Source organism: Armatimonadota bacterium, assembly GCA_025059775.1.
Taxonomy (GTDB): Bacteria; Sysuimicrobiota; Sysuimicrobiia; order Sysuimicrobiales; family Sysuimicrobiaceae; genus Sysuimicrobium.
Genome location: JANXCW010000008.1, coordinates 12,532 through 38,900 on the forward strand (window position 1 = coordinate 12,532; position 26,369 = coordinate 38,900).

Genomic DNA, 26,369 nt, shown 5'->3' on the forward strand with positions numbered 1-26,369 from the left:
CCCGGGGGCGGGGCCTACCCGGCCCCGCCCCCGAAGCCCTCCGCTTACCGCAGCAGCTGCAGCACCACCTGCGGCGCGGCGTTGGCCTGCGCCAGCATGGCGGTGCCCGCCTGGAGCAGGATCTGGTTGCGGGTGAACCGCACCATCTCCTGCGCCATGTCCACGTCCCGGATGCGGGACTCAGATGCCGTCAGGTTCTCGTGCTGCACGCCCAGGTTGGCGATCGCGTGCTCCAGCCGGTTCTGCACCGCACCCAGCCCGGACCGGACACCGTTCACGTAGCTGATCGCATCGTCCACGGCGTCGATGAGGTCCTTGGCTGCGTTAACTTGCGCCGAATTGTCGTTCGTACCAATGGCTGACTGGAGCGCACCAATCGCCAAACCCAACCCTGTCATCTGGTTGGCCGTGCCGCCAACGATGCGCACGTCGCTGAAACTCACGCTGAAGGAATGCGTCGAATTGGGTCCGATCTGCATGTTGGCCGAGCCTGTACCAGAAGCGGTCGTGATCGACCGGGTGTCAAACGAGTTCCCGATGGCGCCGGCGTCCGTGAAGCCTCCGGTCGTCGTGACCGTCAGCTTGACCCCGAGCGCGGAGAAGTTCAGCTCCAGCCTCTGCCCAGCGCTTAAGCCACCAGAGAGAGTAACGTACTGTTGCGCGTTGTCACTCGACCGGGTCAGCGTCAGTCGTCCCGTGGACGAGTCATAGCTGAACGTGTAGGTTTCGCCGGGACGGGCTCCGCTCACGTCCAGAGCGATGATGTGGCCAGAGTCGGTGCCGTCCGTGACGGTAGAGCCAACCTCCAAGTCGCTGCCCGCATCGACCGTCGTCACGAGGCTTCCGTTCAGCAGTTGCTTGCCGTTGAAGGTCGTACGGTCGACGATCGAGTCGATCTCCGTCTGGAGCGCCTGCAGCTCCCCGAGGATGGCCGCACGGTCCTCGGTGGTCAGGGTGTCGTTTGCCGCCTGGACGGCCAGCTCCCGCATGCGCTGGAGCATCGAGTGCACCTCGTTGAGTGCGCCCTCGGCCGTCTGGATCATCGACACACCGTCCTGCGCGTTGCGGATGGCCTGTGCGACACCCCGGACCTGCGCCCGCAGCTTTTCCGAAAGAGCCAACCCCGCGGCGTCGTCCGCGGAGCGGTTGATCCGGAAGCCGCTGCTGAGCCTCTCCAGCGACTTGCTCAACGCGTTGTCCGTGGCCACCAAGTTCCGGTGGGCGTTGAGCGCGGCGATGTTCTGGTTGATCCTGAGTCCCATGACCTCGTTCCTCCTTGAACTTGGTTTTCCGGGCCTCCGTGCCCGGGTGTGGAGTTGCCGGCTCATTGGAGGCGGGCCGGCGCCGCCTTTCGGGTTTTTATCGCCGCTTGTCCCCCGCTCTCACCCGCCTTTCCTCCGAAGACATTTCCACCTACGGATATCGGCGGGCGGACGAAAACCTTAAGGGGCGGACGCCGTAGGCCGCAGGACCGTGCGGAGCTCCTCGGGCCCGGCCTGCGTAGCCTCCTGATTCTCCCGCTGGATTTCCCGGTACACCTCCTCGCGGTGTACGGGGATCCAACGGGGGGCGGTGATTCCCAGCCGCACCTGGCCGCCCTCGATCCCCAGCACCCGGACCTCCACCTCCTGGCCGATGCGGATGGCTTCGTTGAGCTTCCGGGTGAGCACGAGCACGGAGCGCCTCAGCCAAGACAGATGGGCTGGCGAACCGAGTACGGAGTGTGCGTCAGGATCTTCTGGCGGCCGATCCGGGAGGTGGTGTTGAGCAGGATGGGTGCCGCCAGGTTCGCGGTGGCCCGGAGGGGGTCCCTGCGCACGGTGACCACCACCAGGACCGCCACCTCCCGGGGATCCGAAACCGCCAGGACTTCCATGTCCTCCTCCTCCAGAGGCACCTCGTAGCCCGGGAAAAGACCGAAAGGGTCGGCCACGGGCAACGCCACCTCCGGGTCATCCACCGCCTGCAGCCACAGGAACGCGCTCCCCTCCTCCCCCAGGAGCACGAACCGACGGCAGTGCGCAAATCCCGGGATTCCCTCGGGGAAATGGATCACCCGATCCTCCGCAACCTCCTGCACGCCCCAGTGGCGGGTCCGGACCTCCACGGTCTACCTCAGGAAGTCCACGAGGGAGGGCTGGATCAGGCGCGCGCCCGTGGCCAGCGCGGCCCGGTACACGTTCTCCTCCGTCTGCAGTTGCACCACCACCTCCGCGATGTCCACGTCCTCCCGCGCGCTCAGAAGTTCCCGCACCCCTAACTCCAGCTCCGCCATGCGCGACTGCACCACCTCCACCCGGTTCGCCCGGGCGCCCAGCTCCGCGAGGGCGGCCAGCATTTGATCCAGGGCCGCATCGAGATCCGAGAGGGTGGCCCGTACTGCATCGGGGTCTCCGGCTTCCAGGGCACCCTGCAGGGTCTGAGCCGCAGAAAAGGCCTGGGAGAAGGCGAGGTCTCCTGGGATGGTGGCCTCAAGGACGATCCCTCGGTCCACCTCGCGGCGGATCCGGTTGCCGTTCCCCAGGTAGTTCCCATTCAGGTCAAAGGGAGGGGCGGTGGTGCGGGTGCCCCCGAAGAGGTACCTGCCGGCCACCTGGGTGTTGCCCAGGCTCACGAGCTCCCCCCGCAGCTCCTGCACTTCCCTGGCCAGGGCCACCATATCGGAGGGGGAGAGGGTGCCGTTTGCGCCCTGGACGGCCAGCTCCCGCAGCCGGTGGAGGATCTGGACCCCATCCTGCAAGGCCCGCTGGCCCGCGTCCAGCAGGGTCTTGGTGTCCTCCAGGTTGCGGCCGTACTGCTGCACCGCGTTGAGAGCATCCCGCATGACCAGCACGGGCGGGAGGTTGGGAGGATCGTCGGAGGGGCGGTGCATGCGCTTGCCCGTGGCGAGCTGCTCCTGGAGCTTCAGGAGCCGTTCCAGATTCGCGTTGAGGTTGCGCAGGAAGTTCAGGGTGAGGCTGTTGAGGGTGATCCGCATCAGCCGCCCACCATCCCGAGAAGGGTCCGGATCATCTCGTCCACGGTTCGCACCATGCGGGCTGCGGCCTCGTACGCATGCTGGTAGCGAAGCATCTGGGTCATCTCCTCGTCCAGGGACACACCGCTGGTGGCCTCCCGCCGCAGCTGCAGCTGGTCTGTGAGGAGATCCCGGTAGGCCACCTGGCGGCCCGCCTCTTGGGCCCCCACGCCCACCTCCGTCACCAGCATCCGGTAAAGCCCGTCCATCTCCTCGCTGCCCCGCAGCTGCGCGATCTGAAGGGCCACTTCTCCGTTTCCGGGCTCCCCGCCTCCGGCCCAGCTGCCCGCGGCCGCGATCTTACGGGGATCCGTGAGGATGTCACTGTGTACCCGGAGGGTGCTGGCATCCACGGGCGGGCCCGGCGGGACGTCCTCGGCCGGGTCGTGGAAGAAGGGCCGGCCAGTTTCCCCATCGAGGTTGTAGCCACCCCGGTGCAGGGAGTTCACCCGCTCGAAGAGGTTTCGGGCCAGCGTATCCAGCCGGTCCCGGAGCTCTGTTGTGCTCTCGTCCCGCGCCTGCAGCACCGCGGCAAGTGCCCCGCGGCGGACCACGAGGTCTTGGCCGTCCGGCCACCCAAACCCGTGCACCCCGCCGGGAAGGGGTTCTGTGATCCGGATCTCCGTGGTCCGTCCTCCCGGCCCCACCAGCTCCCGTCCCTGCAGGTACACCAGCAACTCCCCCGTCTCCGTCTCCGTGTAGGTGACGTCCGCGAGCTCCTCCAGCTCCGCCAGCAGCCGCTCCCGGTGGTCCCGCAGGTCCAGGGCCCGCCCGCCGGTAAGCTCCAGGCGGCTGATCTGGGTGTTGAGGTCTGCGAGCTCCCGACCGAGCTGGTTGATGCGCTGAACATAGCCCGTGGCCACGGCGTCCAGGTGCTGACGCATCTCCTGGAGGCGCTGCGCGGACTGGTGGAGGGCGTCCGTGAGGACTTGGGCCTGCTGCACCAGGGATGTCCGGGCTGCCAGGGACTCGGGGTTCAGGCTCACCTCCTGCCAGGCGTTCCAGAACCGGGCTAATAGCTCCCCCAGCCCGGTGTCCGACGGCTCTGGGAACACCGCTTCGACCTGTGTCCAGAAGTCCGCCCGAGCCCTCCACTCCGCGGAGCTCTGCCGGCTCTCGCGCAGCTGCCGGTCCAGGAAGAGGTCCCGGGCCTGCCGCAGGGCCGCCACCTGTACCCCACTTCCCACAAGCAACGTGGTCCCGAATCGAGAGAGGCCACCGGGCGGCGGGACCGAGGCCAGCACGGCCTCCTGCCGCGTGTAGCCCGGGGTGTTGACGTTGGCGATGTTGTGGCCGGTGACGTCCATCGCCCGCTGCTGGGCGAAGAGGGCCCGACGCAGCACCTCCAGGGCAGCGAAGGACGACACAGATCCCTCCTAGACCCTCTGGTCCACCCGCAGGCTCGTGGGACCGTCGTGCGCGCCCGTGAGCAGGGAGACCACGGTCCGTACGTACTGCAGATGGGAGGAGATGAGGAGCGCGTTGGCCTTGTTCACGTCCGCGAGCTCCCGCACGAGCTGGGCCAGCACCGTCCGCTGGTGCTCGAACCGCCGGGCCACCTCCGGCCGGCTGAGACGGGCAAGCTCCGCGAGGGTGAGCTCCCGCACGGACCGCCCCTCCCGATCCGCCACGAGCTCCAAGAGCTGTACCCGGGCCCGCTCCAGGGCCCGGATCTCGGCCACCACCCGCTCCTGCTCCGCCACCAGCCTGCCCACCGCTTCCGCGTCCCCCCGCACCAGGGCCCGCTGCTCCGCCCGCGCGAGATCCAGCAACCTCCGGTGGGCCTCGATCTCCTCGTCCAGCAACCCCACCACGGTCTCAAAGGGGTCGTTCATGGTGGCCCTCTTGAGCGGCGCGGAGGATGGCCCGGGCGATGGCGTCCAGGGGGAGGTGGTAGTGGCCCTGGAGGATCGCTTCCCGCAGGGCCTCCAGGCGCAGCCGGCGGCCGTCCACGGTCCGGCCTGGATCACCGCCCAGGTCTAGCCGGTCATGGGGCTCCCGGGCAGCCTCCCGTGGTCCCGTACCCTTCGGCCGTCCTCCGGGCGGGATTCCCGGCGGACCTACCGGATGGATCTCCACGTTCCCCTCCGCGCACGCATCTCCGCTACCTCTGTTATCGGCACCCTCGCGCCCTCCTTGAGCTCACCACAGGTCGAACCGCTCCGGGGCCTCCTCCCTCCGGATCCTCCGCCGCCGGGGCGGCGCGGTCTGGGGCAGTCGCTCGAGGGCTTGACGCAGCCCGCGGAGGGCTACGAGGAACTCCGCTCGGCAACCCGGGCACAGAAGCCCCAGGGAGATCCGCCGGCCGCACCGCCGGCACCGCACCTCCACCCCCGCCACCATGAGTCTCCCCTCCCGAAGCCAGCGGAGGACCCGGTCGAGGGGAATGCCGGTCTGCTCCGCGATCTCCTCCACAGGAAGCGGGCCGTGCGTGTTGAGGTAAGTCCGCAGCCGCCGCAGCTGCGCGTGCTCCTCCTCGACGCACGCCGGGCACTGCCCCCGCAGCAGAAAGGCCGATAGCCGGCCGCAGCGGGGGCAGCTCACCACGGGCATCCCCGCCTCCGCAAGGCCTCTTCCAGGGCCCGGGCAAGGCCCAGCCCGCCCGAGCGGGCCACCGCCAGGGCGAAGGACTCATCCAGCAGCTCCTGCGCAAGGCTCCGGCCCGCGAAGGATACATGTGAACCGAGGCTTTCCGCGGCCCGGCGCATGGTCCGCAGCACCTGGGTGAGGAACACCGCCTCGAACTCCTGCGTAACCCGCCGGAGCCGCAGGAGCTCCGCGGGTTCCCTTCCCGCGCGCGCCGCCTCGACCCGCATCACTGGATCACCAGCTCCCCCTGCAACGCCCCCGCGGCCTTGAGGGCCTGCAGGATGGCGATGAGGTCCCGCGGGCTTACCCCGAGGGCGTTGAGAGCCCTCGCCAGATCCTGGACGGAGTTGGTGCCTGGGATGGGGACCAGGGCTCCGGACTCCGGAGTCACCGAGACCCGGGTTCGCGGGGCCACCCGGGTCTCGCCCCGGGAGAGGGGCGGCGGCTGGGATACCTGGGGCTCGGCCTGGACCTCGATGCGCAGGTTGCCGTGGGCGATCACCACGGGTAACAGCCGCACCGCGCCCCCGATCACCACGGTGCCCGTGCGCTCGTTGACGACTACCCGGGCGCTCACATCCGGCCGCACCCGGAAGGACTCCACCCGGGCCACGAAGGCTGCGAGCCCGCCGGGGTAGTCCACCGGCACGCTCACGTCTACCCGGGCCGCATCCACCGCGGTAGCGAGGTTCCGTCCGAGTCCTCGGTTGATGGCCTCCGCCACCCGCACCGCGGTGGAGAAGTCCGGCTGCAGGAGCACCACGCTCACCACGTGGTTCTCGGCCACGGTGCTGACGACCGCGCGCTCCACCACGGCTCCTCCCGGCACCCGCCCTACGGTGAGGTGGTTGATCTGGGCTTTGCTCCCGCCCGCACTCTCGCCTGCACCGCCCACGGCCACGGGCCCCTGGGCCACCGCGTACACGTTCCCGTCCGCGGCCTGCAGAGGCGTCTGCAGCAGCACCCCGCCCACCAGGCTGCGGGCATCTCCGAGGGAGGAGAGGGTGACGTCCAGCCGGTCGCCCTCCCGGGCGAAGGGCGGGAGCTCCGCGGTGGCCATGACCGCGGCCACGTTTCGCACCCGCAGCCGGGAAGGAGGGACTACGATGCCGAGCCGGTTCAGCATGTTGGCCACGGACTGCACGGTGAAGAACGCTCCACTGCCGTCCCCGGTGCCCGCGAGCCCCACCACAAGCCCGTAGCCGAAGAGCTGGTTGGAGCGCACCCCGCTCAGCCGGGCGATGTCCTTGATGCGCACCTCCGGCTCCTGCCCCGCGCCCGGAGCGCCCAGGGCTATCGCCAGGAGTACGCACAACAAAACCCCCATGCGCCGCACGGTTCCCCTCCTACTCCAGCCAGCTGAACAGGAACCGCAGGAGCGCCCCGAACCCGTCGAGGATCCACTGGAGCGGGTTGTTGCCCGTGAAGGGGCGCCGCGGCCCTTCCAGCACGATGCGGACGTCCGAGAGGCGGTCCGAGCTGACGGTGTTGTCGCCCTGGATGTCCGTCCGCCGTACGAACCCCGTGATCCGCAGCCGGTACGGCTCCTCCCGCAGCAGCAGCTCCCGCTCGCCCGCCAGCCGCAGCACTCCCCGCGGCAGCACCTCCACCACCCGCAGGGTGATGCGGGCCTGCACGCCCACGTTGCTCCCCACCGCCCGGCTGGTGCTGGCGTCCTGCCCGGATTCAAATCCCGCCGCGGGAAAGAGGCTCAAGGCTCCGCTCCCACCGCCCAGATCCAGGGTGATAGACCGGGCGGAACTGGTGCGGCTCTGGGTCTGGGCGGAGATGCCCTCGGTCACCACCACGGTCACGAGATCCCCCACGGCTCCGGCCCGCTGGTCCGTGAACAGGGAGGACCCGTTCTGGGGCCACAGGGAGCCGGCCGCCGCGGGCACCGCCCAGAGCGTCAGGAGGACAAAGACCTCAGAACACCACCGCCACCAGCTCCGGCCGCACCACACGGGCTGCCACCTCCCTCCGGGTGGGGATCACCCGGACCCGGATCACCTGCCCGGGATCCCCGCTCTCCAGGGCCACGCCAGGGGCACTCACCCGGATCGCCCCCACCGCGGCCACCACCCGCACCGCACTTCCCCGACGCACCGCGGCGGAGCGGTCCGTGCGCCGCACCAGCACCTCCCGCGCCCCGGTCAGACGAAGGCGATCCGCATCGAACCCCGCCTGCACCAGGGCATCCAGGACCTCCCGCGCAGAAAGGCGCAGGGTCTGCCCCGGCCGCAGACCGGTCCGTACCACGACCCGCTCCAGGGCCTGCACCATGCGCTCCGGTCCCCCGAGGGAGGCGATCTCCCCCAGGGTCACCTCCGGGTCGTCCACGAAGGCGTTTCCGTGGAGCCGCACGGTGACCGCGGTCTGAGACGCCGAGAGGGCGAGGAGCAGGCCAACCAGCAGGAGGGGTTTCACGGACTACCTCCGCATGTTGTTAGCCTGGGCCATCATCTCGTCCGCGGTGCTCACCACCTTGCTGATGGCCTCATACGCCCGCTGGGCTGCGATCATCCGCACCATCTCTTCCACCACCTGCACGTTGCTGGATTCCAGGAACCCCTGGGCCAGAGTGCCCATGCCCTCCGAGCCCGGCTGCCCCGTGACGGGCTCGCCGGAGGCAGGGGTGGGAGTGAAGAGGTTGCGGCCGATCGCTTCCAGCCCCGCGGGGTTGCTGAACCGGGCCAGCTCGATCCGGCCCACCTCCGTGGGCGCGGACTCTCCGGGCAGCACCGCGGAGACGATGCCGTTGGCGCTGATGGTGATCTTGGAAGCCCCGGGCGGGATGGTGAGGTTGGGCTCCAGCAACAGGCCGTCGCTGGTGACGAGCCTCCCCTCCGCGTCCAGCTTGAACGTGCCGTCCCGGGTATAGGCCAGGGTGCCGTCCGGCAGGCGCACCTGGAAGAACCCGTCGCCCTCGATGGCCAGGTCCAGGGGGTTCCCCGTGTACTGAAAGTCGCCCTGACCGAACAGCCGCTGCACCGCGGAGACCCGGGTCCCCAGCCCCACCTGGGCCGCGGTGGGGACCACCGCGGCGTTGTCCGCGGGGGCTCCCGCGGCCCGGAAGCCCAGGGACATGAGGTCCTGGAACTCCGCCCGCGCCTTCTTGAACCCCGTGGTGTTCACGTTCGCGAGGTTGTGGGCGATCACGTCGATCTCCGCCTGCTTGGCCATCATCCCCGTAGCTGCGGTCCACAGCGCCCGGATCATCCGGCATCACCTCCCTAGATGCGCAGGACTTCCGCAAGGCGGCCCATGGTCTCGTCCGCCACCTGCGCGCACTTCGCGGCGGCCTCGTACGCCCGCAGGCCCGCCAGCAGCTGCACCAGTTCCCCCACGGGATCCACGGACGGCTGCTCATGAAAGCCCGTGCGTACGCGCGCGGGGGCATCCTGCAGGGTGCCGGGAGGTGCCTGGTACAGCGCGGGACCCACCACGGAGAGGGAGGCAGCCCGCACCACCCGCAACCGGCCCACCACCCGATCCTCCACCACCACGGTCCCGTCGGGCTGCACCGTAAAGGCCGTGCCGGCCACCCGGATGGGGCCTTCCCGCCCTTCTACCCGGATCCCCCGGAGGGTAAGGTAGCCCTCCGCGTCCACCCCGAGCCGGCCGCTGCTCGCCAGCCGACTCCCCTCGAGCACCAGGAATCCTCCCTCCACCGCGAGATCCCGGGGATCCCCCGTGGGCACCAGGACCCCGGGCCTGGGATCCACCGTCGCCTGGAGCGCCTCCGGTCCTCCGGGGAGGGAGCCGAGCGCGGTACCCGTGTCCCGGCGGTGGAGGGCCGCCTCCTGCCCGGTCCGCACCGCCACCACCAGCCGGTGGAACCCGGAGCTCTGCGCGTTGCTGAGGTTGTGGGCGATGAGGTCTACCCGCACCTGCCCCGCGGTCATGGCGGAGGCCGCGGACCGCAACACGTGCAGCATACACACCTCCCGGGCCGAGGACTCCGATCCCGGGGCTTGCAACTTCGGTGCCGCAACGGCTAGAAGGGGTAGGGCACAAGGGCCAGGGAGGTGCGATCCGGGGTCCGGGTGACCGCCACCAGCCACAGTCCGAAGGCCCGGGTACGGCGGCGGTGGTCTCCCTGATCCAGGTACTCCACCGCCTGGAGGAGTCGGAATACCTCCTTGGGGTCCACGGATCCTCCCGCGACCTCGTTGAGGAAGGTGCCAAGCAGGCTCTCCTCCCAGAGGGCCGGCCGAGGGCCGGAGAGCATTCCGCCTCCCACCGTGCCCTCCGCGCAGACCAGCAGAAGCCACAGCCCACGCTCCGGCTGGGCGTAGCTGCGCAGCTCCAGTCCCTCCCAGGCCCGTTCCTCGGTGCGGATGGGACCCGTGAAGCGGAACCGGTAGCCCTGGACGAGGGGGCCCACCTCCAACACCCCCACCTGGGCCCGGCAGAAGGGGGGAGGGGTTTTCCGCGGGGGCCAGGCGCTGAGGGCCCGGAGGGCGTCCGTGAGCTCCGCGAGTAAAGCCGCGTGGACCGCGGGAGTCTCCAGAGGAGCGGTGACCGTCTGCCCCTTCCCCGGCAGCTCCGTGCGGATTCCGGCCTCCGCCCGAAACCGGTCGTAAGCCGCCCGCTGTACAGGGTCGGAGAGCACCCGGTAGGCCTCGTTGATGAGCTGGGCCATCCGCACGTCCCCGCCCAGGTCCGGGTGGTGCCGGAGATCCCGCATGAGCACGTGGTACACCTTCTGGATGACCAGCGGGTGGGCCCGCGGGTGCACCTGCAGCACCTCGTAGTAGTCCACGTCCTTCCGGAACTCCCCCGCCATCCCTTGCCAGGAATCCGTCGGAGAAAGCAAAATTCCTGCCAGTGGGAATCGCCGGCTCCAACCCGACGTTCCGGCAGGTGACCAAACCCGTCCAGGAGGAACTCCATGCGGAACGTGATCATCCTGGGGAGCGGGCCCGCAGGGCTCACCGCGGCCATCTACACGGCCCGGGCGAACCTGCAGCCTCTGGTGATCGAAGGGAGTGCCCCCGGCGGGCAGCTCATGCTCACCACGGAGGTGGAGAACTTCCCGGGCTTCGCGGACCCCATCCTGGGGCCGGAGCTCATGCAGCGGATGCGCCAGCAGGCGGAGCGGGTGGGCGCGGAGTTCGTCTCGGACGACGCGGTGGCCGTGGACTTCTCCCGACGGCCCTTCCGCATCACCGTGGGGAACGGAGAGACGTACGAGGCGCGGGCGGTGATCGTAGCCACGGGTGCCCGGCCCCGGATGCTGGGCCTTCCCTCCGAGCAGGAATACCTGGGCTATGGGGTCTCCACCTGCGCCACCTGCGACGGCTACTTCTTCCGCGGCAAGCCCGTGCTGGTGGTGGGCGGTGGGGACACGGCCATGGAGGAGGCCCTGTACCTGGCGAACCTGGCCAGCTCCGTCACCGTGGTGCACCGCCGGGGGGAGCTCCGAGCCAGCAAGATCCTGCAGGACCGGGCCTTCCGCAACCCGAAGATCTCCTTCATCTGGAACCACGTGGTGGAGGAGATCCTGGGGAGCGGGGGTCGTGTGACCGGTGCCCAGCTGCGCCACGTGCAGACGGGGGAGACCCGGGTGGTGGAGGCGGAAGGGATCTTCGTGGCCATCGGCCACATCCCCAACACGGATCTGTTCCGAGGCCAGCTGGAGCTCGACGAGGCGGGCTACATCGTGCTCAAGCGGGGCATGATGACCAGCGTGGAAGGGGTATTCGCCGCAGGGGACGTGCACGACCGGACCTACCGGCAGGCGGTGACGGCCGCGGGCTACGGGTGCCAGGCGGCTATCGAGGCGGAACGCTGGCTGGGCGCGCAGGCGGGGTGAGGACAAAACTCAGCCGAGGAGGCGCGGCATGCAGGCGGAACCCAGGGGATTCTTCGAGGCCCTCTTCGATTTCTCGTTTACCTCCTTGGTCACCACCCGGCTCGTCCGGGTCCTCTACATCCTCACCGTGATCCTCACGGGCGTCTGGAGCCTGTTCTTCCTCCTGGCGGGCCTGAGCCGGGGCGGGGGAGCGGGACTGGTGAGCCTCGTGCTGGCCCTCCTCGGATTCCTGGTGGCGGTGACCTACACCCGGGTGCTCCTGGAGGTGCTCGTGGTGATCTTCCGGATCCACGAGAACGTCCAGGAGCTGGTCTCCCGCAGCCGCGCGGGCCAGTAGGCGCCTACACCGTGGCTCCCACCGCGGCCTCGATGCGCCGGCGGAGCTCCGCTTTGGGCATGTAGCCGATGAGGCGGCCGACCATCTCCCCGCCTCGGAAGATGCCCAGGGTGGGGATGGACATCACGTTGTACTGGATGGCCAGGTTCGGGTTACGGTCCACATCCACCTTCGCGAACTTGATACGGCCCTCGTACTCCGCCGCGAGTTCCTCCACGATGGGCGCGATCATGCGGCACGGTCCGCACCACACCGCCCAGAAGTCTACGACCACGGGGATCTCCGACTGCAGCACTTCCTGCTCGAAGGTCGCCTCAGTGACCTCCACCGGCTTTGCGGCCATGCGCGTACCCTCCTGTGCGTGGTTCTACGCAACCAAACGCGGGGTCCTCCCCCAGAATTCCCCTCCGGCGGACCCGCGCCGGCTTTCTATCGTACCATAGGGCCGGAGGCCCGGGTGGGCGGATCCTTCCGAATCGGGAAGATCCTGGGGATCACCGTCCAGGTGCACTACACCTGGTTCGTGGCCCTCTGGGCCCTCGCGTTCTCCCTGGCCCGTGGCGTTTTCCCGGAGCAGATCCCAGGGCTCCCGTCCGAGACGTACTGGACCATGGGAGCGGTGGGCGCGGTGCTGCTCTTCAGCTCCGTGCTGGTGCACGAATTGGGGCACGCCCTCGTGGCCCGGCTTTACCAGATTCCTACCCGCAGCATCACCCTCTTCCTCTTCGGCGGGGTGGCCCACATTGCCAGGGAGCCGGAGCGACCCGGACACGAGTTCTGGGTGGCTATCGCGGGTCCCGCCACCTCCCTCGGTCTCGCGGGCGTCTTCTGGGTCCTCACCCCCCGGGGGGAACCTGCGCCCGCCACCGCCCTTATGGGGTACCTCGCGTGGGCCAATCTCCTGCTCGCGGCCTTCAACATGCTCCCCGCTTTCCCCCTGGACGGGGGGCGGGTGCTGCGGGCGGTTCTGTGGGCCTTCTATGGATACGAGCGGGCCACGAGGATCGTCACCTTGCTGGGGCAGGTTACCGCGGGCGCCTTCATCCTCCTCGGGGTGGTGGGCGTGTTTACGGGCCGCGTGCTCAACGGACTGTGGCTCATCCTCATCGGGTGGTTTCTGGAGCAGGCGGCCTCTGCCAGCTACCAGCAGGCGGTTCTGCGGCGAATCCTGGGTGGGATCCGGGTGGCGGACATCATGACCCGGGAGGTGCGGGTGCTCCCCGCGGAACTTACCTTGGAGGAGGCGGTACACGACTACTTCCTCCCCTACAAGCACGGCGGATATCCGGTGGTGTACGGGGAACGGCTCGTGGGTATTTTCACCCTGCACGACCTCCGGCGGGTGCCCCGGGAACGGTGGCGGGAGGTCCGGGTGCGGGAGGCCATGACGCCCATCGCGCAGGCGAAGGCGGTGCGGCCGGAGCTCAGCGCCTACGAGGCCCTGGCCCGCATGCTGCAGGACGGGGTCGGGCGGCTGCTGGTGGTGGACGAAGAGGGGGACTTGGTGGGCCTCGTGACCCGCAGCGATCTCATGCACCTCATCCGGGTGCGCGCGGAGCTGGGCGTGGACTAGCCCACGGCCCTTCGACCCAGGGCGGCCAGCGCGGCCAGGAGCAACAGGGGGAGGCAGCCCGTGCGGCCCTCAGAGGCCTGAGCACGGGCCATGAGGTGGGTCGCTTGCTTCATGTGCCGCACGAAGGCCCCGTAGTCCCCCAGCTGCCGGTAGAGGGCCGCGAGGTTCTGGTGGGCGATCCAGTACTCGGGGTCCACCTCTAGGGCCTTCCGGTAGGCCTGCAGGGCCTCCTCCAGGCGTCCCTGCTCGTGGTAGACGGCCCCCAGGTTGGTGTAGGCGGGTGCGTAGCGGGGATCCAGCTCGATGGCCCGATGCAGGACCGCCGCCGCCTCCTGGTAGCGTCCCTGTCGTGCGAGCGCCGCCCCCAGCTTGCTGTGAGCCCGGGCGGAGCGGGGTTCGCACGCCACCGCCTCCCGCAGGAGCGCCTCCGCCTCCTGGAGCTCTCCAGCCTCCAGGAGACGCTCCCCCCGGGCCAGGAGCTCCTCGAATCCGCTCTCCACGCCCATACGCCCCCTAACGCGCGGGACGCAGGATCTCGAAGCCCACATACGGCACCAGGGCTTCCGGAACCCGGACGCTTCCGTCCGGCTGCTGGTAGTTCTCCAGAATGGCCAGCAGGGTTCGGGTCATGGCGAGAGCGGTGCCGTTGAGGGTGTGCACGTAGTCCGTGCGGTCCCCCTCCCGGAACCGGATGCCGAGCCTGCGGGCCTGGAAGTCTGTACAGTTGCTGCAGGAATGGGTCTCCCCGTAGTCTCCGCGGCCCGGCATCCACACTTCCAGATCGTACTTCTTCGCCGCGGGGTCACCCAGATCCCCACCGCAGATGAGGACCACCCGGTAGGGGAGCCCCAGCCGCTGCACCAGACCTTCCTCGAGACCCACCAAGTACTCGTGCTCCTCCCACGACCGGTCGGGGTGCGCGAACGAGACCATCTCCACCTTGTCGAACTGGTGGACCCGATACAGCCCCCGGCTCTCCCGGCCGTAGGTGCCCGCCTCCCGCCGGTAGCAGGTGGAGATCCCCACGTAGCGGAGGGGGAGCTGAGCAGCGTCCAGCACCTCGCCCATGTGCATGGCCACGATGGGGTGCTCCGAAGTACCCACCAGGCACAGATCGTCCTGCGCCACCCGGTACACCATCTGCTCATCCAACTCCGCCCCGCCCATGGCGCCCAGCACCACTTGGGAACGCACCAGGGTGGGCGGGTAGACGGGCACGAACCCCTCTGCGACCAGGAAGTCCAGGGCGAACCGGGTGAGGGCCAGCTGCAGCCGCACCCCATCGCCCCGGAGGAAGTAGAAGCGGGTGCCGCTCGTGGAAGCCGCCCGCTCGAAGTCCAGGATCCCAAGCCCGAGGCCGAGCGAGACGTGGTCCTTGGGAGGGGAATCGAACTGGGGTTTAGCGCCCCAGTACCGGACCGGCACGTTGTCGCGCTCGTCCGCGCCAGCGGGGACCGAGGGGTGCGGCGGATTGGGGAGCTGCAGGAGCAGCCGATCCAGTTCCTCCCGCCTCGCCCGAGTCTCCTGCTCCGCCTCGCGAATGGAAGCCGCTAGCTCCCGCAACTGTTGGAGGCGGTGCTGCCTTTCCTCCCCTTCGAGCCGGGGGACTTCCTGGCTTAGGCGGTTCTGCTGGGCCCGCAGCTCGTCCAGGCGGTGCTGGGAGGCGCGCCACGCCCGATCCGCCTCCAGCACCCGGTCCACGAGGCCTGGATTCCGGTTCTTGTGCCGCAGCGCCCACCGGAAGAACTCCGGATCCTCCCGCAGTTTCCGGAGGTCGATCATGACGCCTCCTCACAGTTGTACGGGCTGGACGCCGTAGATGCCATCCACCCGCCGGATCTCCTCCACCGCCTCCGGGGGCGTGGGCTGATCCGTGGTGAGCACCATCACTGCCACCCCGCCCGGTGCGGCCCGACCCAGGTACATCCCCGCGATGTTCACCGCGTGCCGGCCTAGGATGGTGCCCACCTTGCCGATCATGCCGGGGCGGTCCAGGTTCCACACGAAGAGCATGTGCGGTGCGGGTGCGAGGTCAATGGTGTGCTCGTTGATGCGCACAATCCGGGGCTCCCGCCGACCGAACAGGGTTCCGCCCAGCACCCACGTTCCCTCGTCCGTGTGGGTGGTGGCCAGCATGAGGCTACTGAAGTCCTCCGCCTGCTCCTGCCGCACTTCCACCACCCGCAGCCCTCGTTCGGAGGCCACCACGTGGGCGTTCACCAAGTTCACGGTGCGCTCCACCACCCCTTCGAGCAGCCCCACGAGGAAGGAGGCGCTCAGCAGCTGCCCTTCCACGCGGCTCAGCTCCCCCTCCAGCCGCACCTCCACGGACCGGATGCGGCCCCGGGCTAGCTGTCGGCTGAGCCCCCCCAGGATGCGGGCGAGCTCTAGGTGCGGGGCGATGCGGTCCCACGATTCCGTGCGGTACGCGGCCACGTTCACGGCACCCCGGGGGAGCCGACCCGCCAGGGCTTCCAGCACCTGTTCCGCCACCTCCAATCCGATGGCCTCCTGCGCTTCCCGGGTGGAGGCCCCCAGGTGAGGGGTCGCCACCACCCGGGGGTGCCGCACCAGGCGCAGGTCCCGGGGCGGTTCCGTCTCGAAGACGTCCAGGGCCGCACCCGCCACGTGTCCCTCCTCCAGGGCCCCCAAAAGCGCCTCCTCGTCCACCAGCCCCCCCCGGGCGCAGTTCACGATGCGAACTCCCCGCTTGGCCCTCCGCAGCGCCTCCGCGTTGAGCATTCCGCGGGTCTGCGGATTCAAAGGGAGGTGGAGGGTGATGAAGTCGGACTCCCGGAGGAGGACCTCGAAGGGTACCAGGGTCACGCCCAGCTGGGCCGCCCGCTCGTCGCTGAGATAGGGGTCGTGGGCGATGATCCGCATACCGAAGGACTGGGCGCGCCGGGCCACCTCGCTCCCGATGCGGCCGAGCCCCACGATGCCCAGGGTCTTCCCGTACAGCTCCGTTCCCACGAACCGCTCCCGCGCCCACTCCCCCTCCCGAAGGGCCGCGTTGGCCTGCGGGATGTTCCGGCACAGGGCCAGGAGAAGGGCCAGGGTGTGCTCCGCGGTGGCCCGCACGCTGGCCTCCGGGGTGTTCAGCACCAGCACGCCGGCCCGGGTGGCCGCCTCCACATCCACGTTGTCGGTGCCCACACCGGCCCTGGCCACCACCCGCAGCCGGTCCGCGACCTGGAAGACGGAGGCGGTGACCCGGGTCTGGCTGCGCACAATGAGGGCGTCCACGCCTCGGATGCGCTCCCGCAGGGCCGCCTCCTCGAGGCCCCGGTGCACCTCCACCTCTGCGGCTTCCCGCAGCCTGCGGAGGCCTGTCTCGCTGAGGCCGTCCGCCACTAGGATCCTCGGTCGCGCCTCCACGGCTAGACCGTCACCTCCTGCAGGGCCTCCTCCGCGGCCCGCACGCCCGAGCCACGGGCGACGGGAACGCCGAGGAGGGTGAGCACATCCTCCAGAGCTTCCATGCACCGGAGAATGTCCTCCGGACGGACGTGCCCCAGATGCCCGATCCGGAAGACCCTGCCGCTGAGCTTGCCCTGCCCGCCTGCCAGCACGATGCGGTGGCGCTCGTACATGGCGTCCACCAGGGCCCGGACACTGGTACCCTCCGGAGCCCATACCGCGGTGACCGCGCTGCTGGCGTGGGCGCTATCCCCCACGGGCCGCAATCCCAGCGCCTCTACCCCCGCCCGTACCGCCCGCGCGAGCCGGCGATGGCGGGCGAAGCTGGCCTCCAGTCCCTCCTCCCGCAGCAACCGCAGCCCCTCCTGGAGGGCATAGAAGATGGAGATGGCAGGGGTAAAGGGCGTCTCCGGGATCTCCTGCTCCAGGGAGGTCAGGAGCAGGGTGAAGTCCCAGTAGAAGCGGGGCATGCGGGCGGCCCGGTGGGCCTCCCAGGCCCGGTCGCTTGCGGCCGCGAAGCCCACCCCAGGAGGGCAACCAAGAGCCTTCTGGCTGGCGGCCACCACCACGTCCAGGCCCCAAGCGTCCATCTCCAGGGGCACGGCACCCAGGGAGGAGACCGCATCCACCAGCAGCAGCGCCGGATGGTCTCCCCGTGCTCGGGCGATGGCCTTGAGGTCGTTGGCAATGCCCGTGGAGGTCTCGTTATGGGTCACCAGCACCGCGCGCACGTCCGGATTGCGGCGCAGCTGCTCCGCCACCAGATCCGGCGGAACCGCACTCCCCCACTCTACCTCCACCCGGATGACACGGGCCCCGTAAACCTCCGCGATCCGCGCGAACCGATCTCCGAAGGCTCCGCACACCAGGGCCAGCACGGAGTCCCCCGGGGAAAGGGTGTTCACCACCGCGGCCTCCAGCACCCCGGTCCCGGAGGAGGCGTAGGGGAGTACGGGAGCGCTCGTCCGGTACACCCACCGCATCCCCTCCAGCACCTCCCGGAGGACCCGGGCGAAGGCTGCGCTCCGGTGGTTCACCAGGGGGCGAGCAGAAGCCGCCCGTACGGACGACGGGACCGGAGTGGGTCCCGGGATCAGCAGCAGGTCCTCCATGGTTTCCCTCCCGAAATAAAAAATCCTCCACGTCCCACAGAGACGGGAGGAGCATCCCGCGGTGCCACTCTGCTTCCGGTGCGAGTACACCGGCCCTCGATCCGCGGTATCGGGCGCTCCCGGCGGCCTTCCACCACAAGACGGCCTGGGCCGCGGCTCCGGAGCTGGAGGGCACCGCGCGCACCGGCCGGATTCCACCTCTCCCGACTCGCTGGACTGTGGCGCGCGCGGCGCAGGCCCCGTCCTCGCCGTACACCCTACGCTCGGGCTTCTCTTTAAGGTACGATAGGACCAACCGTCCCGGCCGTCAAATGCCCCGCGCCCCGCGGGCCCGGAGGCGATCGCCCCGCCATCCGTACAGCCTTCGTTTGGCCACCTCCACCAGCAAGTAGGTACCTTGCCACCGCCCTTGCCTGCCAGGGGCCCGCGCGGTGCGGATGACGAAGACCACCAGGCACTGGTCACCATGGACTCCACGAACCAGCCGGTTTGAAAGAAGGACTCGGGGGCGCGGAAGACGTGCAGCAGGACCCCAGCTGGGCCTCGGGCTTTCAGGGCCAGGACAACGCGGTGCTTGTGGGCCGGTGTCATGCGTGCGAAGACGTCCGTCAGCAGGGCTTGGTCGAAGGGGCTTGGGAGGATGCGCTGACGGGCCATGCGCACGGCCCCCTGCGCGAGGGTGACGATCATGGGCAAGGACTCCGGCGTCAACCCCACGGCCAGGGCCGGCCGCCTCACGGCCAGGCTCACGGACAGCACCAGGAGCACCGCTGACCACGGAAGAGCCCATGAACACCAGGTGCATCCGGACCGCCCGTGGTAGCTCCGTTCGGATCCGCCACCGCCCCTACACGTCCACGTACACCACCGCCACCCAGTGAGCCCCTTCCCGCTCCACCCGGGCTTGGTGATAGGTGGCGGCCTTCACCTCGATGCCGCGGGGGTGACGCTGTGGATCGAAGGGCTCTCCGTAGACCCGGGCCCGCAGGCGACCGTTGGAGACCTCCAGGATCTCGGCTTCATGGGCCACCAGGCCGTCCCGACCGTTGAGGTGGAGGAGCTCGTTGAGCCACTCCACGGCTAGAGCCACCCGGTCCGGGGCCTCCACGGTCACCTCCCAGGCGCGCTCCGGGCGCACCGCGGCGGGATCCGTGATGAGGGAAAACAGACCCATGCACAGGTCCCGGAACAGGCCTTCCAGGCTCTCCGCCTCTACCCGCAGGCCAACTTCCGCGGTGTGCTCCAGGACCTCGAACGGCATCTACGAGACCGCTGCCTCGCTCGTGGAAGTGCCCTCTGAGACCGGCAATGCCTGCACGCTCGTGAGCAGATCGAGGAAGGTGCGCAGCAGGGCGTTCAACCGCTTTTCCCCGTGCCGCACCGCCCACAGGGTACGCACGGGGCGAAAGTCCGGGATCTCCAGGATCACCACCCGTCCCGCCCGCAGGGCTCCCTCCACCGCGATCCGGGAAACGATGCCCACCCCCAGGTTCGCCGCCGCGGCCTGGATGACCGCTTCCGTACTGGGCAGCTCCATGGCAGGGCTGATGGGAAGACCCAGGTTGCGGAAGGCCTGCTCCACCACCTCCCGGGTGCCGCTCCCCCGTTCCCGGAGGATGAGCCGCTCCCGCGCCAGCTCCCTGGCGGTGAGCTCCCCGCGCCGCGCCACGGCGCTGTCGGGGGCCGCCACAGGAACCAACTCGTCCGTGCGGTAGGGAACGTAGATCAGGGCCTCGTGGCGGAGGCTGGGGCCCACGATGCCGCAGTCCAGCTCATTGCGGAGGAGCTTCTCCTGAATCCGACGGGCCTCGTGGATCTCCAGGGTAATCAGGGCCTCCGGGAACCTCGATCGGAGTTCCCGGAGGACCTGGGGAAGCAGATAGGTACCCGCGGTGGACTCCGCGCCCACCCGGAGGGTCCCCCCCAAGCAACCCCGCACCTCCCGGACCGCCTGCTCCGCCTCCTCCAGCAGGCCCAGGATGCGGGAGGCGTACTCCTCCAGGACCCTCCCCGCCTCCGTGAGGTAGGTGCGCTTGCCGATCTGCTCGAAGAGCTCCACCCCCAGGGCTCGCTCCAGGTCCCGCACCTGGATGCTCACGGAGGGCTGGGTGATCCCCAGGGCTTCCGCGGCACGGGAGAAGGACCCCGCCCGGGCCACGGTGTGGAAGATCTTGAGCTGGTGGACGTTCAGCATCCCCTACCTGCACTATACGCGAGGGAATTCCCCACCCACCAGAGGGATCCGCGTGCGTCTCCCGAACTTTCGGGGGGATAATTAGGTTGCGGAAGCGTCCCTTTGGAGGTTCCTTTGACCGAGCGGGAGAGGGTACGGCTCACCAGCCTCGTGGACTGCGCGGGTTGAGCGTCCAAGCTGGGTCCGGAGGACCTGGCCCAGATCCTGGCGTGGATCCCGCCGACTCCTGACCCCAACCTTCTGGTGGGGCTGGAGGCCCGGGATGATGCCGCGGTTTACCGGCTGGACGCCCAGCGGGCCCTCGTCCTCACCATCGACGTGTTCACGCCGGTGGTGGACGACCCGTACACCTATGGGGCCATCGCGGCCGCGAACAGCCTCTCGGACATCTACGCCATGGGGGCCCGGCCGTTCCTGGCCCTCAACCTCCTCGCCTACCCGCAGGGCCGGCTGGACCGGGAGGTGGTGGAGGAGATCGTCCGGGGGGGGACGGAAAAGATGCGGGAGGCGGGGGTGGTGGTGGCGGGGGGGCACTCCCTCGACGATCCCCAGCCCAAGTTCGGGTACGCGGTGGCAGGGTTCGTGCATCCGGAGCGGGTGATCACGAATGCGGGCGCCCGGCCCGGCGACCGCCTCCTCCTCACCAAGCCCCTTGGCATCGGGGTGATCACCACGGGGATCAAGCGGGAGCAGGCCGGTCCGGAGGCGGTGGAGGCCGCGACCCGGGTGATGCTGGAACTCAACCGGGCCGCCTCGGAGGCCATGACGGAGGTCGGTGTGCACGCGTGCACCGACGTCACCGGCTACGGGCTTGTGGGCCACCTGCACGAGCTGGCGGCAGCCTCCCGGGTAGATGTGCGGGTTTCCGCCTCCCGGGTCCCCGTCCTGGAGGAGGCCTGGGCCCTCGCCCGCAAGGGCGTTTTCCCAGGCGGCACGCACCGCAACCGGCGCGCGGCCTCCCGGTACACCCGGTGGCACCCCGAACTCCCGGAGACCCTGCAGCTCCTGTTGTGCGACGCGCAGACGAGCGGTGGGCTGCTGCTGGCGGTTGGCCCGGATCGACTCGTAGCCCTCCAGGATGCCCTCACGGCCCGGGGCGTGCAGGCCGCGGAGATCGGGGAGGTCCTGGAGGAAGGGGAGGGGCGCATCGAGGTGGTGCCGTGAGGCGAACGCCTGAGCGGGTTGACGGAACGGGGTCCGTGTGGAAGCTGGAAGTGCGCCGCCCCTCGGAGAACGACGGCTACGGAGGCTCCCTCTCTTCGCCGCGCGTCCCCTGCCCCAAGCTCCCCCGGCGCGCGTACCGTGGAGGGTCGCCCGTGCGGCAGCACCGTCCGACCATGGATCCCCGGATCCTCCGGGACGAGCGGTTCGGGCGCCTGAGCGCCGCCGCCAAGCTCCTGTGGTACCACCTCGCGTTCTCATGCCCGCACATGGGGCTCTCCCTGGAGGAGATCTGTCGGGGGCTGGTGGAGCTGGGAGATCCGGAGCTCCTGGGGTATCTCTGCCGGTACGCCATGCCGCACCACCCGAAGGAGGGGGCACCATGGCCAAGCGGAGAACGGCGGCGCCGGGCGCGGTAGCGCAGGCCTTTCCCTTTGTGGATCCCCACCGGGGCCAGGAGCTCCTGTTCATCGTGGTGCCCGTGGATCGGCTGGAGGTCATCGCCCACCAGCGCAAACCCAGCACGGGACTCGTGCGGCGTCTGGTGACCTCCATCCAGCGGCTGGGGTTCCTGGTGCCCGTGGTGGCGGTGCCCAAATCGGGCCGCAAGGGGGAGTACGTGATCATCGACGGCCAGCACCGGTTCCTGGCCGCCCGACAGCTGGGCCTGCGGGAGCTTCCGGTGATCGTGGTGCCGGAGTCCCTCGCGGAGCGCATGATGAACCTCAACATCGAGAAGGAGCCCAACATCCGGGAGAAGGCCCAGGTGGCCCTGGCCATCTACCGCCAGCATCTCCAGGCCCGGCCTGAACTTCCTGAAAACGACCCCGAGATCGTGGACACCCTGGAGCACCCCTACTTCGTGACCCTGGGGATCGCCTACGAGCAGCAGGAGAAGCTGGTGGGCAGTGCCTTCGAGCAGCTCCTGCGGCGGTGCGACGGGTTTGTGTCGGAGCCCCTCCGCGCCGCCTATGAGACCCGTACTCGGCGCGCCGCGAAGCTCCTGGAGGCGGACCGGCTCGTGCACGCGGTGGCGGCCCGCCTGCGGGAGGCGGGTGTTGCGCACCCCTACGTCTACCACCAGATCGTCACCGCCGCAAACCCGCACCGCCGCAAGCGTACGCCCGTGGCGTTCGACGCCCTCTTCGACGTGCTCCTCGAGCGACTCCGGGAACTGGAGCAAGACCCGCAGCGGGTGTTCGCGGAAGAGGAAAGCTAGGCCTGCTCCGGCCACAACCGCACGTCCTCGCAGCGGTAGGGGAAGGGCGGCGCCCAGTCCGGAGGCGGAGGGGGGTACCGCCCGGGATCCAGGTCCGGGTTCTCCGCGGCGGCGCCCGCGTGCACGTTGAGGAATACCCCGCCAAGGGTTACCCGCTCGACCTGCTCCAGGGGGATCACCACGCCCCGCTCCCACAGGGGCCCCGCGGGGTGCGGGGGTGCACCTGCCTCCGGAAAGTCGCCGTGCACCACCACCGCCACAACCCGGCGGCTTGCGGGGTCCACCACCACCGCCCCCACCCGGCCCACCTCTACGTCCGTGGCGAACACGGGTTGCCCAACCTCCGGCTGCACCACCCGGGCCCAGCTCTCCGGGATTCCGGGAGCCGCCAGGCGGTTGCTGACCGCCCGCACCCCGGGCAGCGTCGCCACCGTGCGCTCCACCTCCCGGGCATCCTCCAGGGTGGGCGCAGACCCCGTGAGCTCCACGGTCCCTTCCCGCACCCGGACGTGTACGGGGAGGTGCCGCACCCTCGGGTTGGCTACCAGGGCCGCGGAGACCTGTTGGAGCAACTCCAGGTCCACCACCAGCCCGAGTTCCACGTCCAGCACCCCCGGAACAGAGCGGGCCAGTTCCTCGGCCCGGGCCGCAAGCGCCCGGTTGTGCACGTGCCCCCGCAGGGACACCACCCCGTCCTCCACCTCAACCCGGATCGGAAGTCCCAGTACCCGCAGCAGCTCGTCCCGCTGCAGCGCCTCCTCCACGTCCCGCCGCAGCTCGTCGTCGGGACGGTACAGGGGTAGGCGCGCCACCGCCTCCCGGGAGGCCTCGAGGATCACCGCGTTGGGGGTAATGGTGCCCACCCAATCCGCGGGGACCGCCACGTCCCGGCTGAACAACAGCCCTTGACGAACCACCAGGTGCTGGACCTTTCCGGTTTCCGCGTCCACCAGGACCATATCCACCCGCCCGATCGGGCCATCGTGACACACCACCCGCTGCCCCCGGCGGATGGTGGCGAAGGGCTCCCCGGGCCGGGCCTCGGCCTCGGCCTCCACCCGGCGTTCCATTCCCTCCATCCGGCGCAGGGGCCCCGGAAGCCGCAACAGCGCGCCGTCCGAGCGCAACCCCTTCCAACCGGGCCAGGTGAGGCTTGCGGGCGCGTGATCCGCGGGTCGGTACGGATCCAGCTGGCCGAGGTCCGAAAGCCCCAGCGTGAGGCGGACCACTTCCTCCGTGGCGTCCGCCACGCGGTCCACGGGTACGAGGACCTCGCGGCCTGCAGGATCCCGTACCACCAGGGCCCGGATGCGCCGCTCCCTCGGGCTGATCACCACCTGTGTGACCTGGCCCGCGGGTCCGTCCGTGGCCTCCACCCGGGCACCGAGCCGGATCTCCAGCCGATGGGTCTCGGGATCACGCGTGCCCATGCTATCCTCTTCGTGAATCCCCGCAGGGAGTTTTTGGGTGAGCGCGATGAGCGTCCTCGATGTGCTCTGGCTGTTCTTTATCATATCCGCGCTGCAGCCCGTGGTTCAACGCCGCTGGCTGGAGGCGGCCCGCATGCGCCTGCTGCGGGAGTTGGAGCGCAAGCGCAACAGCCGCGTCATCGCCCTCATCCACCGGCAGGAGACCATGAGCCTCCTGGGCTTTCCCATCATGCGGTACATCGACATCCACGACTCCGAAGAAGTCCTGCGGGCCATCCGGCTCACCCCGCCGGAGATGCCCATCGACCTCATCCTGCACACCCCCGGGGGGCTCGTGCTGGCCGCGGAGCAGATCGCCCGGGCCCTACGGGAGCGGCCCGGCAAGGTCACGGTGTTCGTACCGCACTACGCCATGTCCGGCGGTACCCTGATCGCCCTTGCCGCAGACGAGATCGTGATGGATCCCCACGCGGTGCTGGGACCCGTGGATCCCCAGCTGGGTCAGTTCCCCGCAGCCAGCATCCTGCGGGTGCTGCACACCAAGCCCCTCAACGAGGTGGAGGACCAGACCATCATCCTCGCGGACATCGCGGAGAAGGCCCTCCGGCAGGTCCGCGAGACGGTACAGGGGCTCCTTTCGGACAAGCTCCCGCCCGCGCGGGTGGAGGAGGTGGCGGAGCGGCTGTCCTCGGGGCGGTGGACCCACGACTACCCCATCACCGTGGAGGAGGTGCGGGCCCTGGGGTTGCGGGTCTCCACGGAAATGCCCCGGGAGATCTACGCCCTCATGGACCTCTACCCGCAGGCCCCGCAGCGCCGGCCCTCCGTGGAGTACATCCCCGTCCCCTACCGACCCCCCGCGCCCGTCCGTACCCCGGGAGGGGCCGAGCGACGGGAAGCTGGAGGCTACTCCTGGCCGATGAGACCTGGGTCCGGGGAGGGAAGCCTGAGGTAGCAGGTGTCGTTGAGGGTGACGATGCGGACCTCCTCCGGGGGGGCGGCCTCGATGAGGTTCACGGCGCCGTTGTGCTGCTGGAGGCGAAAGTAGGCGCCGAGGGGCGCTCCGAGCAGGGTGAGGAGGATCAGACGGTTGATGCCCGCATGGGACACCACCACCACGGTCTCGCCGGGATGCTCCGCTACGATGCGCCAAAAGGCCCGCATGGCCCGGTCCCGGGCCTCCTCCAGGGTCTCTCCGCCCGGCAGGCGCACGCGGGCCGGATCCCGCCACCACCGGCGCACGAGTTCTCCCACCTCCGCCTCCATCTCCTCCACCCGAAGGCCATCGAGGATCCCGTGGTTCAGCTCCACCAGGTCTGGCTCCGGGATGGGCTCCAGCCCGTGTAGGGCCGCGATGCGCTCCGCGCCCCACCGGCACCGGCCGAGGGGGCTCGTGTACACCGCGGCCACGGGTTCCTGAGCAAGGGCCGCGGCGAGCCGGCGCATCTGGTCCCGCCCGAGGGAGGTGAGGGGGGAGTCGGAGCGGCCCTGGTAGCGACGCTGGGCGTTCCACTCCGTCTGCCCATGGCGCACCAGGAACACCCGGGTGGTCATGCGTACCGCTCCCGCTCCGCCTCCTCCGCCTCCAACAGCAGGCGCAGGTAGCTCTCGTACCGGCTGAGGGGGATCTGCCCGGTCTCTACCGCCTCCCGGACCGCGCAGCCCGGCTCCGCCCGGTGCAGGCAGTCCCCGAAGGCGCACGCCTCCGCCCGCTCCCGGATCTCTGCAAAGCACCGGCCGACCTCCTCCGGCCGGAGGTGCACGAACTCCAGGACCTGGACTCCCGGGGTATCCACCACGAAGGCGTCCTCCCCCACCACCACCAGCTCCGCGGCGGTGGTGGTGTGCCGCCCTCGCCCCGTGCGGGGGCTCACCTCCCCCACCCGGAGACGGCGGGTGCGCAGCAGGGCGTTGAGCAGACTGCTTTTGCCCACCCCGCTGGGTCCCACGATGACCGTGAGGTGCCCGCGCAGGACCTCCCGGAGGACCTCCAGTCCCTCACCGGTGAGGGCACTCGTGCGCAGCACGGGATAGCCGATGCGCTCGTACAGGGCCCTCAACTCCCCGGGGTCACCCAGGTCCACCTTATTGAAGCACAGGAAGGGGTGCAGGCCGCTGCCTTCTGCCAGGACCAGGAAGCGGTCGATGGCGTGGGGGTCCGGGTCGGGCTGACGGCTGGCGAACACCACGCAGGCCTGATCCACGTTCGCCGCGAGGATCTGGAGACGGTGGGGGTCTGCCGCCGCGGGCTTTGTGAGCTGCTGGGTCCGCGGCAGCACTTCTTCGATGACCCCCTCCTCCGAGGAGAGGGGCACAAACCGGACCCGATCCCCCGGCACGATGCGGCCGGGGGCTTCTCCCGCCGCGACCCGGCGGCGCAGCTTCCCCCGGGCCACGCACCGGTAGGTGCGGCCCTCGTGGTACACGAAGAAGAAGCCGCCCACGGCCTTGGTGACGATTCCCTCCCGCATGCGCCATCCTAGGAAGTTGGCGACGGAGG

The 26,369-nt window shown here is 69.8% G+C and carries 32 protein-coding genes; 7 read left to right on the forward strand and 25 right to left on the reverse strand.

The window, feature by feature from the left end; genetic code table 11:
* Positions 1-44: 44 nt before the first annotated feature.
* From N0A24_07180 to N0A24_07250, 15 genes are all read right to left on the reverse strand, one after another.
* Complete coding sequence (locus N0A24_07180; GenBank protein ID MCS7173163.1) at positions 45-1,262, reverse strand: flagellin; 1,218 nt, start codon at positions 1,260-1,262, stop codon at positions 45-47.
* Between the two features lie 180 nt (positions 1,263-1,442).
* Entirely contained in the window at positions 1,443-1,676 is a 234-nt protein-coding gene (gene csrA / locus N0A24_07185) for a carbon storage regulator CsrA (protein ID MCS7173164.1), read from the reverse strand.
* An 8-nt stretch (positions 1,677-1,684) separates the two neighbouring features.
* Positions 1,685-2,107 carry a flagellar assembly protein FliW gene (gene fliW, locus N0A24_07190; protein ID MCS7173165.1) on the reverse strand — a complete coding sequence of 141 codons (423 nt, stop codon included), beginning with the start codon at positions 2,105-2,107 and terminating at the stop codon, positions 1,685-1,687.
* A 3-nt stretch (positions 2,108-2,110) separates the two neighbouring features.
* Positions 2,111-2,977, reverse strand: coding sequence for a flagellar hook-associated protein FlgL (gene flgL, locus N0A24_07195; GenBank protein MCS7173166.1), 867 nt, complete (start codon positions 2,975-2,977; stop codon positions 2,111-2,113).
* Positions 2,977-4,383, reverse strand: coding sequence for a flagellar hook-associated protein FlgK (gene flgK / locus N0A24_07200; protein ID MCS7173167.1), 1,407 nt, complete (start codon positions 4,381-4,383; stop codon positions 2,977-2,979). Before flgK ends, flgL begins: the two co-directional genes overlap by 1 nt.
* Positions 4,384-4,392: 9 nt before the next feature.
* Complete coding sequence (locus N0A24_07205; protein ID MCS7173168.1) at positions 4,393-4,851, reverse strand: flagellar protein FlgN; 459 nt, start codon at positions 4,849-4,851, stop codon at positions 4,393-4,395.
* Positions 4,835-5,095, reverse strand: coding sequence for a hypothetical protein (locus tag N0A24_07210; GenBank protein MCS7173169.1), 261 nt, complete (start codon positions 5,093-5,095; stop codon positions 4,835-4,837). The genes N0A24_07205 and N0A24_07210 overlap by 17 nt, the downstream gene beginning before the upstream one ends.
* 63 nt (positions 5,096-5,158) lie before the next feature.
* Complete coding sequence (locus N0A24_07215) at positions 5,159-5,569, reverse strand: hypothetical protein (GenBank protein MCS7173170.1); 411 nt, start codon at positions 5,567-5,569, stop codon at positions 5,159-5,161.
* Positions 5,557-5,832: a hypothetical protein gene (locus N0A24_07220; protein MCS7173171.1), complete on the reverse strand. Its 276-nt coding sequence runs from the start codon at positions 5,830-5,832 to the stop codon at positions 5,557-5,559. The genes N0A24_07215 and N0A24_07220 overlap by 13 nt, the downstream gene beginning before the upstream one ends.
* Positions 5,832-6,932 carry a flagellar basal body P-ring protein FlgI gene (locus N0A24_07225; GenBank protein MCS7173172.1) on the reverse strand — a complete coding sequence of 367 codons (1,101 nt, stop codon included), beginning with the start codon at positions 6,930-6,932 and terminating at the stop codon, positions 5,832-5,834. Before N0A24_07225 ends, N0A24_07220 begins: the two co-directional genes overlap by 1 nt.
* 19 nt (positions 6,933-6,951) lie before the next feature.
* Positions 6,952-7,569, reverse strand: coding sequence for a flagellar basal body L-ring protein FlgH (locus N0A24_07230; GenBank protein MCS7173173.1), 618 nt, complete (start codon positions 7,567-7,569; stop codon positions 6,952-6,954).
* A complete protein-coding gene (locus N0A24_07235; protein MCS7173174.1) occupies positions 7,532-8,032 on the reverse strand; it encodes a flagella basal body P-ring formation protein FlgA in 501 nt (166 codons plus the stop codon). Before N0A24_07235 ends, N0A24_07230 begins: the two co-directional genes overlap by 38 nt.
* 3 nt (positions 8,033-8,035) lie before the next feature.
* Positions 8,036-8,824 (reverse strand): flagellar basal-body rod protein FlgG, encoded by a 789-nt coding sequence (gene flgG, locus N0A24_07240; GenBank protein MCS7173175.1) that lies wholly within the window; start codon positions 8,822-8,824, stop codon positions 8,036-8,038.
* 14 nt (positions 8,825-8,838) lie between these two features.
* Complete coding sequence (locus N0A24_07245) at positions 8,839-9,543, reverse strand: hypothetical protein (GenBank protein ID MCS7173176.1); 705 nt, start codon at positions 9,541-9,543, stop codon at positions 8,839-8,841.
* 59 nt (positions 9,544-9,602) lie between these two features.
* Complete coding sequence (locus tag N0A24_07250) at positions 9,603-10,394, reverse strand: J domain-containing protein (GenBank protein MCS7173177.1); 792 nt, start codon at positions 10,392-10,394, stop codon at positions 9,603-9,605.
* 105 nt (positions 10,395-10,499) lie between these two features.
* On the opposite strand from N0A24_07250, the gene trxB reads away from it, so the two are divergent.
* Positions 10,500-11,423, forward strand: a complete 924-nt coding sequence (trxB, locus tag N0A24_07255; GenBank protein ID MCS7173178.1) for a thioredoxin-disulfide reductase — start codon at positions 10,500-10,502, stop codon at positions 11,421-11,423.
* A 28-nt stretch (positions 11,424-11,451) separates the two neighbouring features.
* A complete protein-coding gene (locus N0A24_07260; protein ID MCS7173179.1) occupies positions 11,452-11,760 on the forward strand; it encodes a DUF4282 domain-containing protein in 309 nt (102 codons plus the stop codon).
* A 4-nt stretch (positions 11,761-11,764) separates the two neighbouring features.
* Here the strand turns inward: N0A24_07260 and trxA are convergent, their stop codons facing one another.
* Complete coding sequence (gene trxA / locus N0A24_07265) at positions 11,765-12,103, reverse strand: thioredoxin (GenBank protein ID MCS7173180.1); 339 nt, start codon at positions 12,101-12,103, stop codon at positions 11,765-11,767.
* Positions 12,104-12,217: 114 nt separating this feature from the next.
* On the opposite strand from trxA, the gene N0A24_07270 reads away from it, so the two are divergent.
* Positions 12,218-13,333, forward strand: coding sequence for a site-2 protease family protein (locus tag N0A24_07270; GenBank protein ID MCS7173181.1), 1,116 nt, complete (start codon positions 12,218-12,220; stop codon positions 13,331-13,333).
* Here N0A24_07270 and N0A24_07275 read toward each other — a convergent pair.
* The 6 genes from N0A24_07275 to N0A24_07300 all read right to left on the reverse strand — a co-directional run bounded on the left by N0A24_07275 (position 13,330) and on the right by N0A24_07300 (position 20,059).
* A complete protein-coding gene (locus N0A24_07275; protein ID MCS7173182.1) occupies positions 13,330-13,839 on the reverse strand; it encodes a tetratricopeptide repeat protein in 510 nt (169 codons plus the stop codon). The genes N0A24_07270 and N0A24_07275 overlap by 4 nt on opposite strands.
* Positions 13,840-13,846: 7 nt before the next feature.
* Positions 13,847-15,115 (reverse strand): serine--tRNA ligase, encoded by a 1,269-nt coding sequence (serS, locus tag N0A24_07280; protein MCS7173183.1) that lies wholly within the window; start codon positions 15,113-15,115, stop codon positions 13,847-13,849.
* A gap of 9 nt (positions 15,116-15,124) precedes the next feature.
* Entirely contained in the window at positions 15,125-16,711 is a 1,587-nt protein-coding gene (serA, locus tag N0A24_07285) for a phosphoglycerate dehydrogenase (protein MCS7173184.1), read from the reverse strand.
* A 2-nt stretch (positions 16,712-16,713) separates the two neighbouring features.
* Positions 16,714-17,865, reverse strand: a complete 1,152-nt coding sequence (locus N0A24_07290; protein MCS7173185.1) for an alanine--glyoxylate aminotransferase family protein — start codon at positions 17,863-17,865, stop codon at positions 16,714-16,716.
* An 847-nt stretch (positions 17,866-18,712) separates the two neighbouring features.
* Positions 18,713-19,126 carry an archease gene (locus N0A24_07295; protein ID MCS7173186.1) on the reverse strand — a complete coding sequence of 138 codons (414 nt, stop codon included), beginning with the start codon at positions 19,124-19,126 and terminating at the stop codon, positions 18,713-18,715.
* Positions 19,127-20,059, reverse strand: a complete 933-nt coding sequence (locus N0A24_07300; GenBank protein MCS7173187.1) for a LysR family transcriptional regulator — start codon at positions 20,057-20,059, stop codon at positions 19,127-19,129.
* A 114-nt stretch (positions 20,060-20,173) separates the two neighbouring features.
* Here N0A24_07300 and selD point away from each other — a divergent pair, with 114 nt between their 5' ends.
* The 3 genes from selD (at position 20,174) to N0A24_07315 (ending at position 22,439) form a co-directional block, all read left to right on the forward strand.
* The gene (selD, locus tag N0A24_07305; protein ID MCS7173188.1) at positions 20,174-21,223 is read left to right on the forward strand and encodes a selenide, water dikinase SelD; all 1,050 of its coding nucleotides are present in this window, start codon (positions 20,174-20,176) and stop codon (positions 21,221-21,223) included.
* Between the two features lie 152 nt (positions 21,224-21,375).
* Positions 21,376-21,639, forward strand: coding sequence for a hypothetical protein (locus N0A24_07310; GenBank protein ID MCS7173189.1), 264 nt, complete (start codon positions 21,376-21,378; stop codon positions 21,637-21,639).
* Positions 21,603-22,439, forward strand: a complete 837-nt coding sequence (locus N0A24_07315) for a ParB/RepB/Spo0J family partition protein (protein ID MCS7173190.1) — start codon at positions 21,603-21,605, stop codon at positions 22,437-22,439. Before N0A24_07310 ends, N0A24_07315 begins: the two co-directional genes overlap by 37 nt.
* Here the strand turns inward: N0A24_07315 and N0A24_07320 are convergent.
* The gene (locus N0A24_07320) at positions 22,436-23,869 is read right to left on the reverse strand and encodes a BON domain-containing protein (protein MCS7173191.1); all 1,434 of its coding nucleotides are present in this window, start codon (positions 23,867-23,869) and stop codon (positions 22,436-22,438) included. The two genes, N0A24_07315 and N0A24_07320, sit on opposite strands and share 4 nt — an antisense overlap.
* A gap of 46 nt (positions 23,870-23,915) precedes the next feature.
* On the opposite strand from N0A24_07320, the gene N0A24_07325 reads away from it, so the two are divergent.
* Positions 23,916-24,824 carry a hypothetical protein gene (locus tag N0A24_07325; GenBank protein ID MCS7173192.1) on the forward strand — a complete coding sequence of 303 codons (909 nt, stop codon included), beginning with the start codon at positions 23,916-23,918 and terminating at the stop codon, positions 24,822-24,824.
* Here N0A24_07325 and N0A24_07330 read toward each other — a convergent pair.
* Positions 24,776-25,423 (reverse strand): histidine phosphatase family protein, encoded by a 648-nt coding sequence (locus tag N0A24_07330; GenBank protein MCS7173193.1) that lies wholly within the window; start codon positions 25,421-25,423, stop codon positions 24,776-24,778. The genes N0A24_07325 and N0A24_07330 overlap by 49 nt on opposite strands.
* Positions 25,420-26,340, reverse strand: coding sequence for a ribosome small subunit-dependent GTPase A (gene rsgA / locus N0A24_07335; protein ID MCS7173194.1), 921 nt, complete (start codon positions 26,338-26,340; stop codon positions 25,420-25,422). The genes N0A24_07330 and rsgA overlap by 4 nt, the downstream gene beginning before the upstream one ends.
* Positions 26,341-26,369: the final 29 nt, after the last annotated feature.

What these genes read in the sequence shown, in the direction of transcription:
- N0A24_07295 (MCS7173186.1), bottom strand. Translation starts at nt 19,126, where the DNA reads ATGCCGTTCGAGGTCCTGGAGCACACCGCGGAAGTTGGCCTGCGGGTA.
- N0A24_07315 (MCS7173190.1), top strand. Translation starts at nt 21,603, where the DNA reads ATGGCCAAGCGGAGAACGGCGGCGCCGGGCGCGGTAGCGCAGGCCTTT.
- rsgA (MCS7173194.1), bottom strand. Translation starts at nt 26,340, where the DNA reads ATGCGGGAGGGAATCGTCACCAAGGCCGTGGGCGGCTTCTTCTTCGTG.
- flgL (MCS7173166.1), bottom strand. Translation starts at nt 2,977, where the DNA reads ATGCGGATCACCCTCAACAGCCTCACCCTGAACTTCCTGCGCAACCTC.
- N0A24_07300 (MCS7173187.1), bottom strand. Translation starts at nt 20,059, where the DNA reads ATGCTGAACGTCCACCAGCTCAAGATCTTCCACACCGTGGCCCGGGCG.
- N0A24_07215 (MCS7173170.1), bottom strand. Translation starts at nt 5,569, where the DNA reads ATGCCCGTGGTGAGCTGCCCCCGCTGCGGCCGGCTATCGGCCTTTCTG.
- N0A24_07220 (MCS7173171.1), bottom strand. Translation starts at nt 5,832, where the DNA reads ATGCGGGTCGAGGCGGCGCGCGCGGGAAGGGAACCCGCGGAGCTCCTG.
- serS (MCS7173183.1), bottom strand. Translation starts at nt 15,115, where the DNA reads ATGATCGACCTCCGGAAACTGCGGGAGGATCCGGAGTTCTTCCGGTGG.
- N0A24_07205 (MCS7173168.1), bottom strand. Translation starts at nt 4,851, where the DNA reads ATGAACGACCCCTTTGAGACCGTGGTGGGGTTGCTGGACGAGGAGATC.
- N0A24_07225 (MCS7173172.1), bottom strand. Translation starts at nt 6,932, where the DNA reads ATGGGGGTTTTGTTGTGCGTACTCCTGGCGATAGCCCTGGGCGCTCCG.
- trxB (MCS7173178.1), top strand. Translation starts at nt 10,500, where the DNA reads ATGCGGAACGTGATCATCCTGGGGAGCGGGCCCGCAGGGCTCACCGCG.
- N0A24_07325 (MCS7173192.1), top strand. Translation starts at nt 23,916, where the DNA reads ATGAGCGTCCTCGATGTGCTCTGGCTGTTCTTTATCATATCCGCGCTG.
- N0A24_07320 (MCS7173191.1), bottom strand. Translation starts at nt 23,869, where the DNA reads ATGGGCACGCGTGATCCCGAGACCCATCGGCTGGAGATCCGGCTCGGT.
- N0A24_07330 (MCS7173193.1), bottom strand. Translation starts at nt 25,423, where the DNA reads ATGACCACCCGGGTGTTCCTGGTGCGCCATGGGCAGACGGAGTGGAAC.
- flgG (MCS7173175.1), bottom strand. Translation starts at nt 8,824, where the DNA reads ATGATCCGGGCGCTGTGGACCGCAGCTACGGGGATGATGGCCAAGCAG.
- N0A24_07180 (MCS7173163.1), bottom strand. Translation starts at nt 1,262, where the DNA reads ATGGGACTCAGGATCAACCAGAACATCGCCGCGCTCAACGCCCACCGG.
- N0A24_07250 (MCS7173177.1), bottom strand. Translation starts at nt 10,394, where the DNA reads ATGGCGGGGGAGTTCCGGAAGGACGTGGACTACTACGAGGTGCTGCAG.
- N0A24_07290 (MCS7173185.1), bottom strand. Translation starts at nt 17,865, where the DNA reads ATGGAGGACCTGCTGCTGATCCCGGGACCCACTCCGGTCCCGTCGTCC.
- trxA (MCS7173180.1), bottom strand. Translation starts at nt 12,103, where the DNA reads ATGGCCGCAAAGCCGGTGGAGGTCACTGAGGCGACCTTCGAGCAGGAA.
- N0A24_07245 (MCS7173176.1), bottom strand. Translation starts at nt 9,543, where the DNA reads ATGCTGCACGTGTTGCGGTCCGCGGCCTCCGCCATGACCGCGGGGCAG.
- N0A24_07275 (MCS7173182.1), bottom strand. Translation starts at nt 13,839, where the DNA reads ATGGGCGTGGAGAGCGGATTCGAGGAGCTCCTGGCCCGGGGGGAGCGT.
- N0A24_07260 (MCS7173179.1), top strand. Translation starts at nt 11,452, where the DNA reads ATGCAGGCGGAACCCAGGGGATTCTTCGAGGCCCTCTTCGATTTCTCG.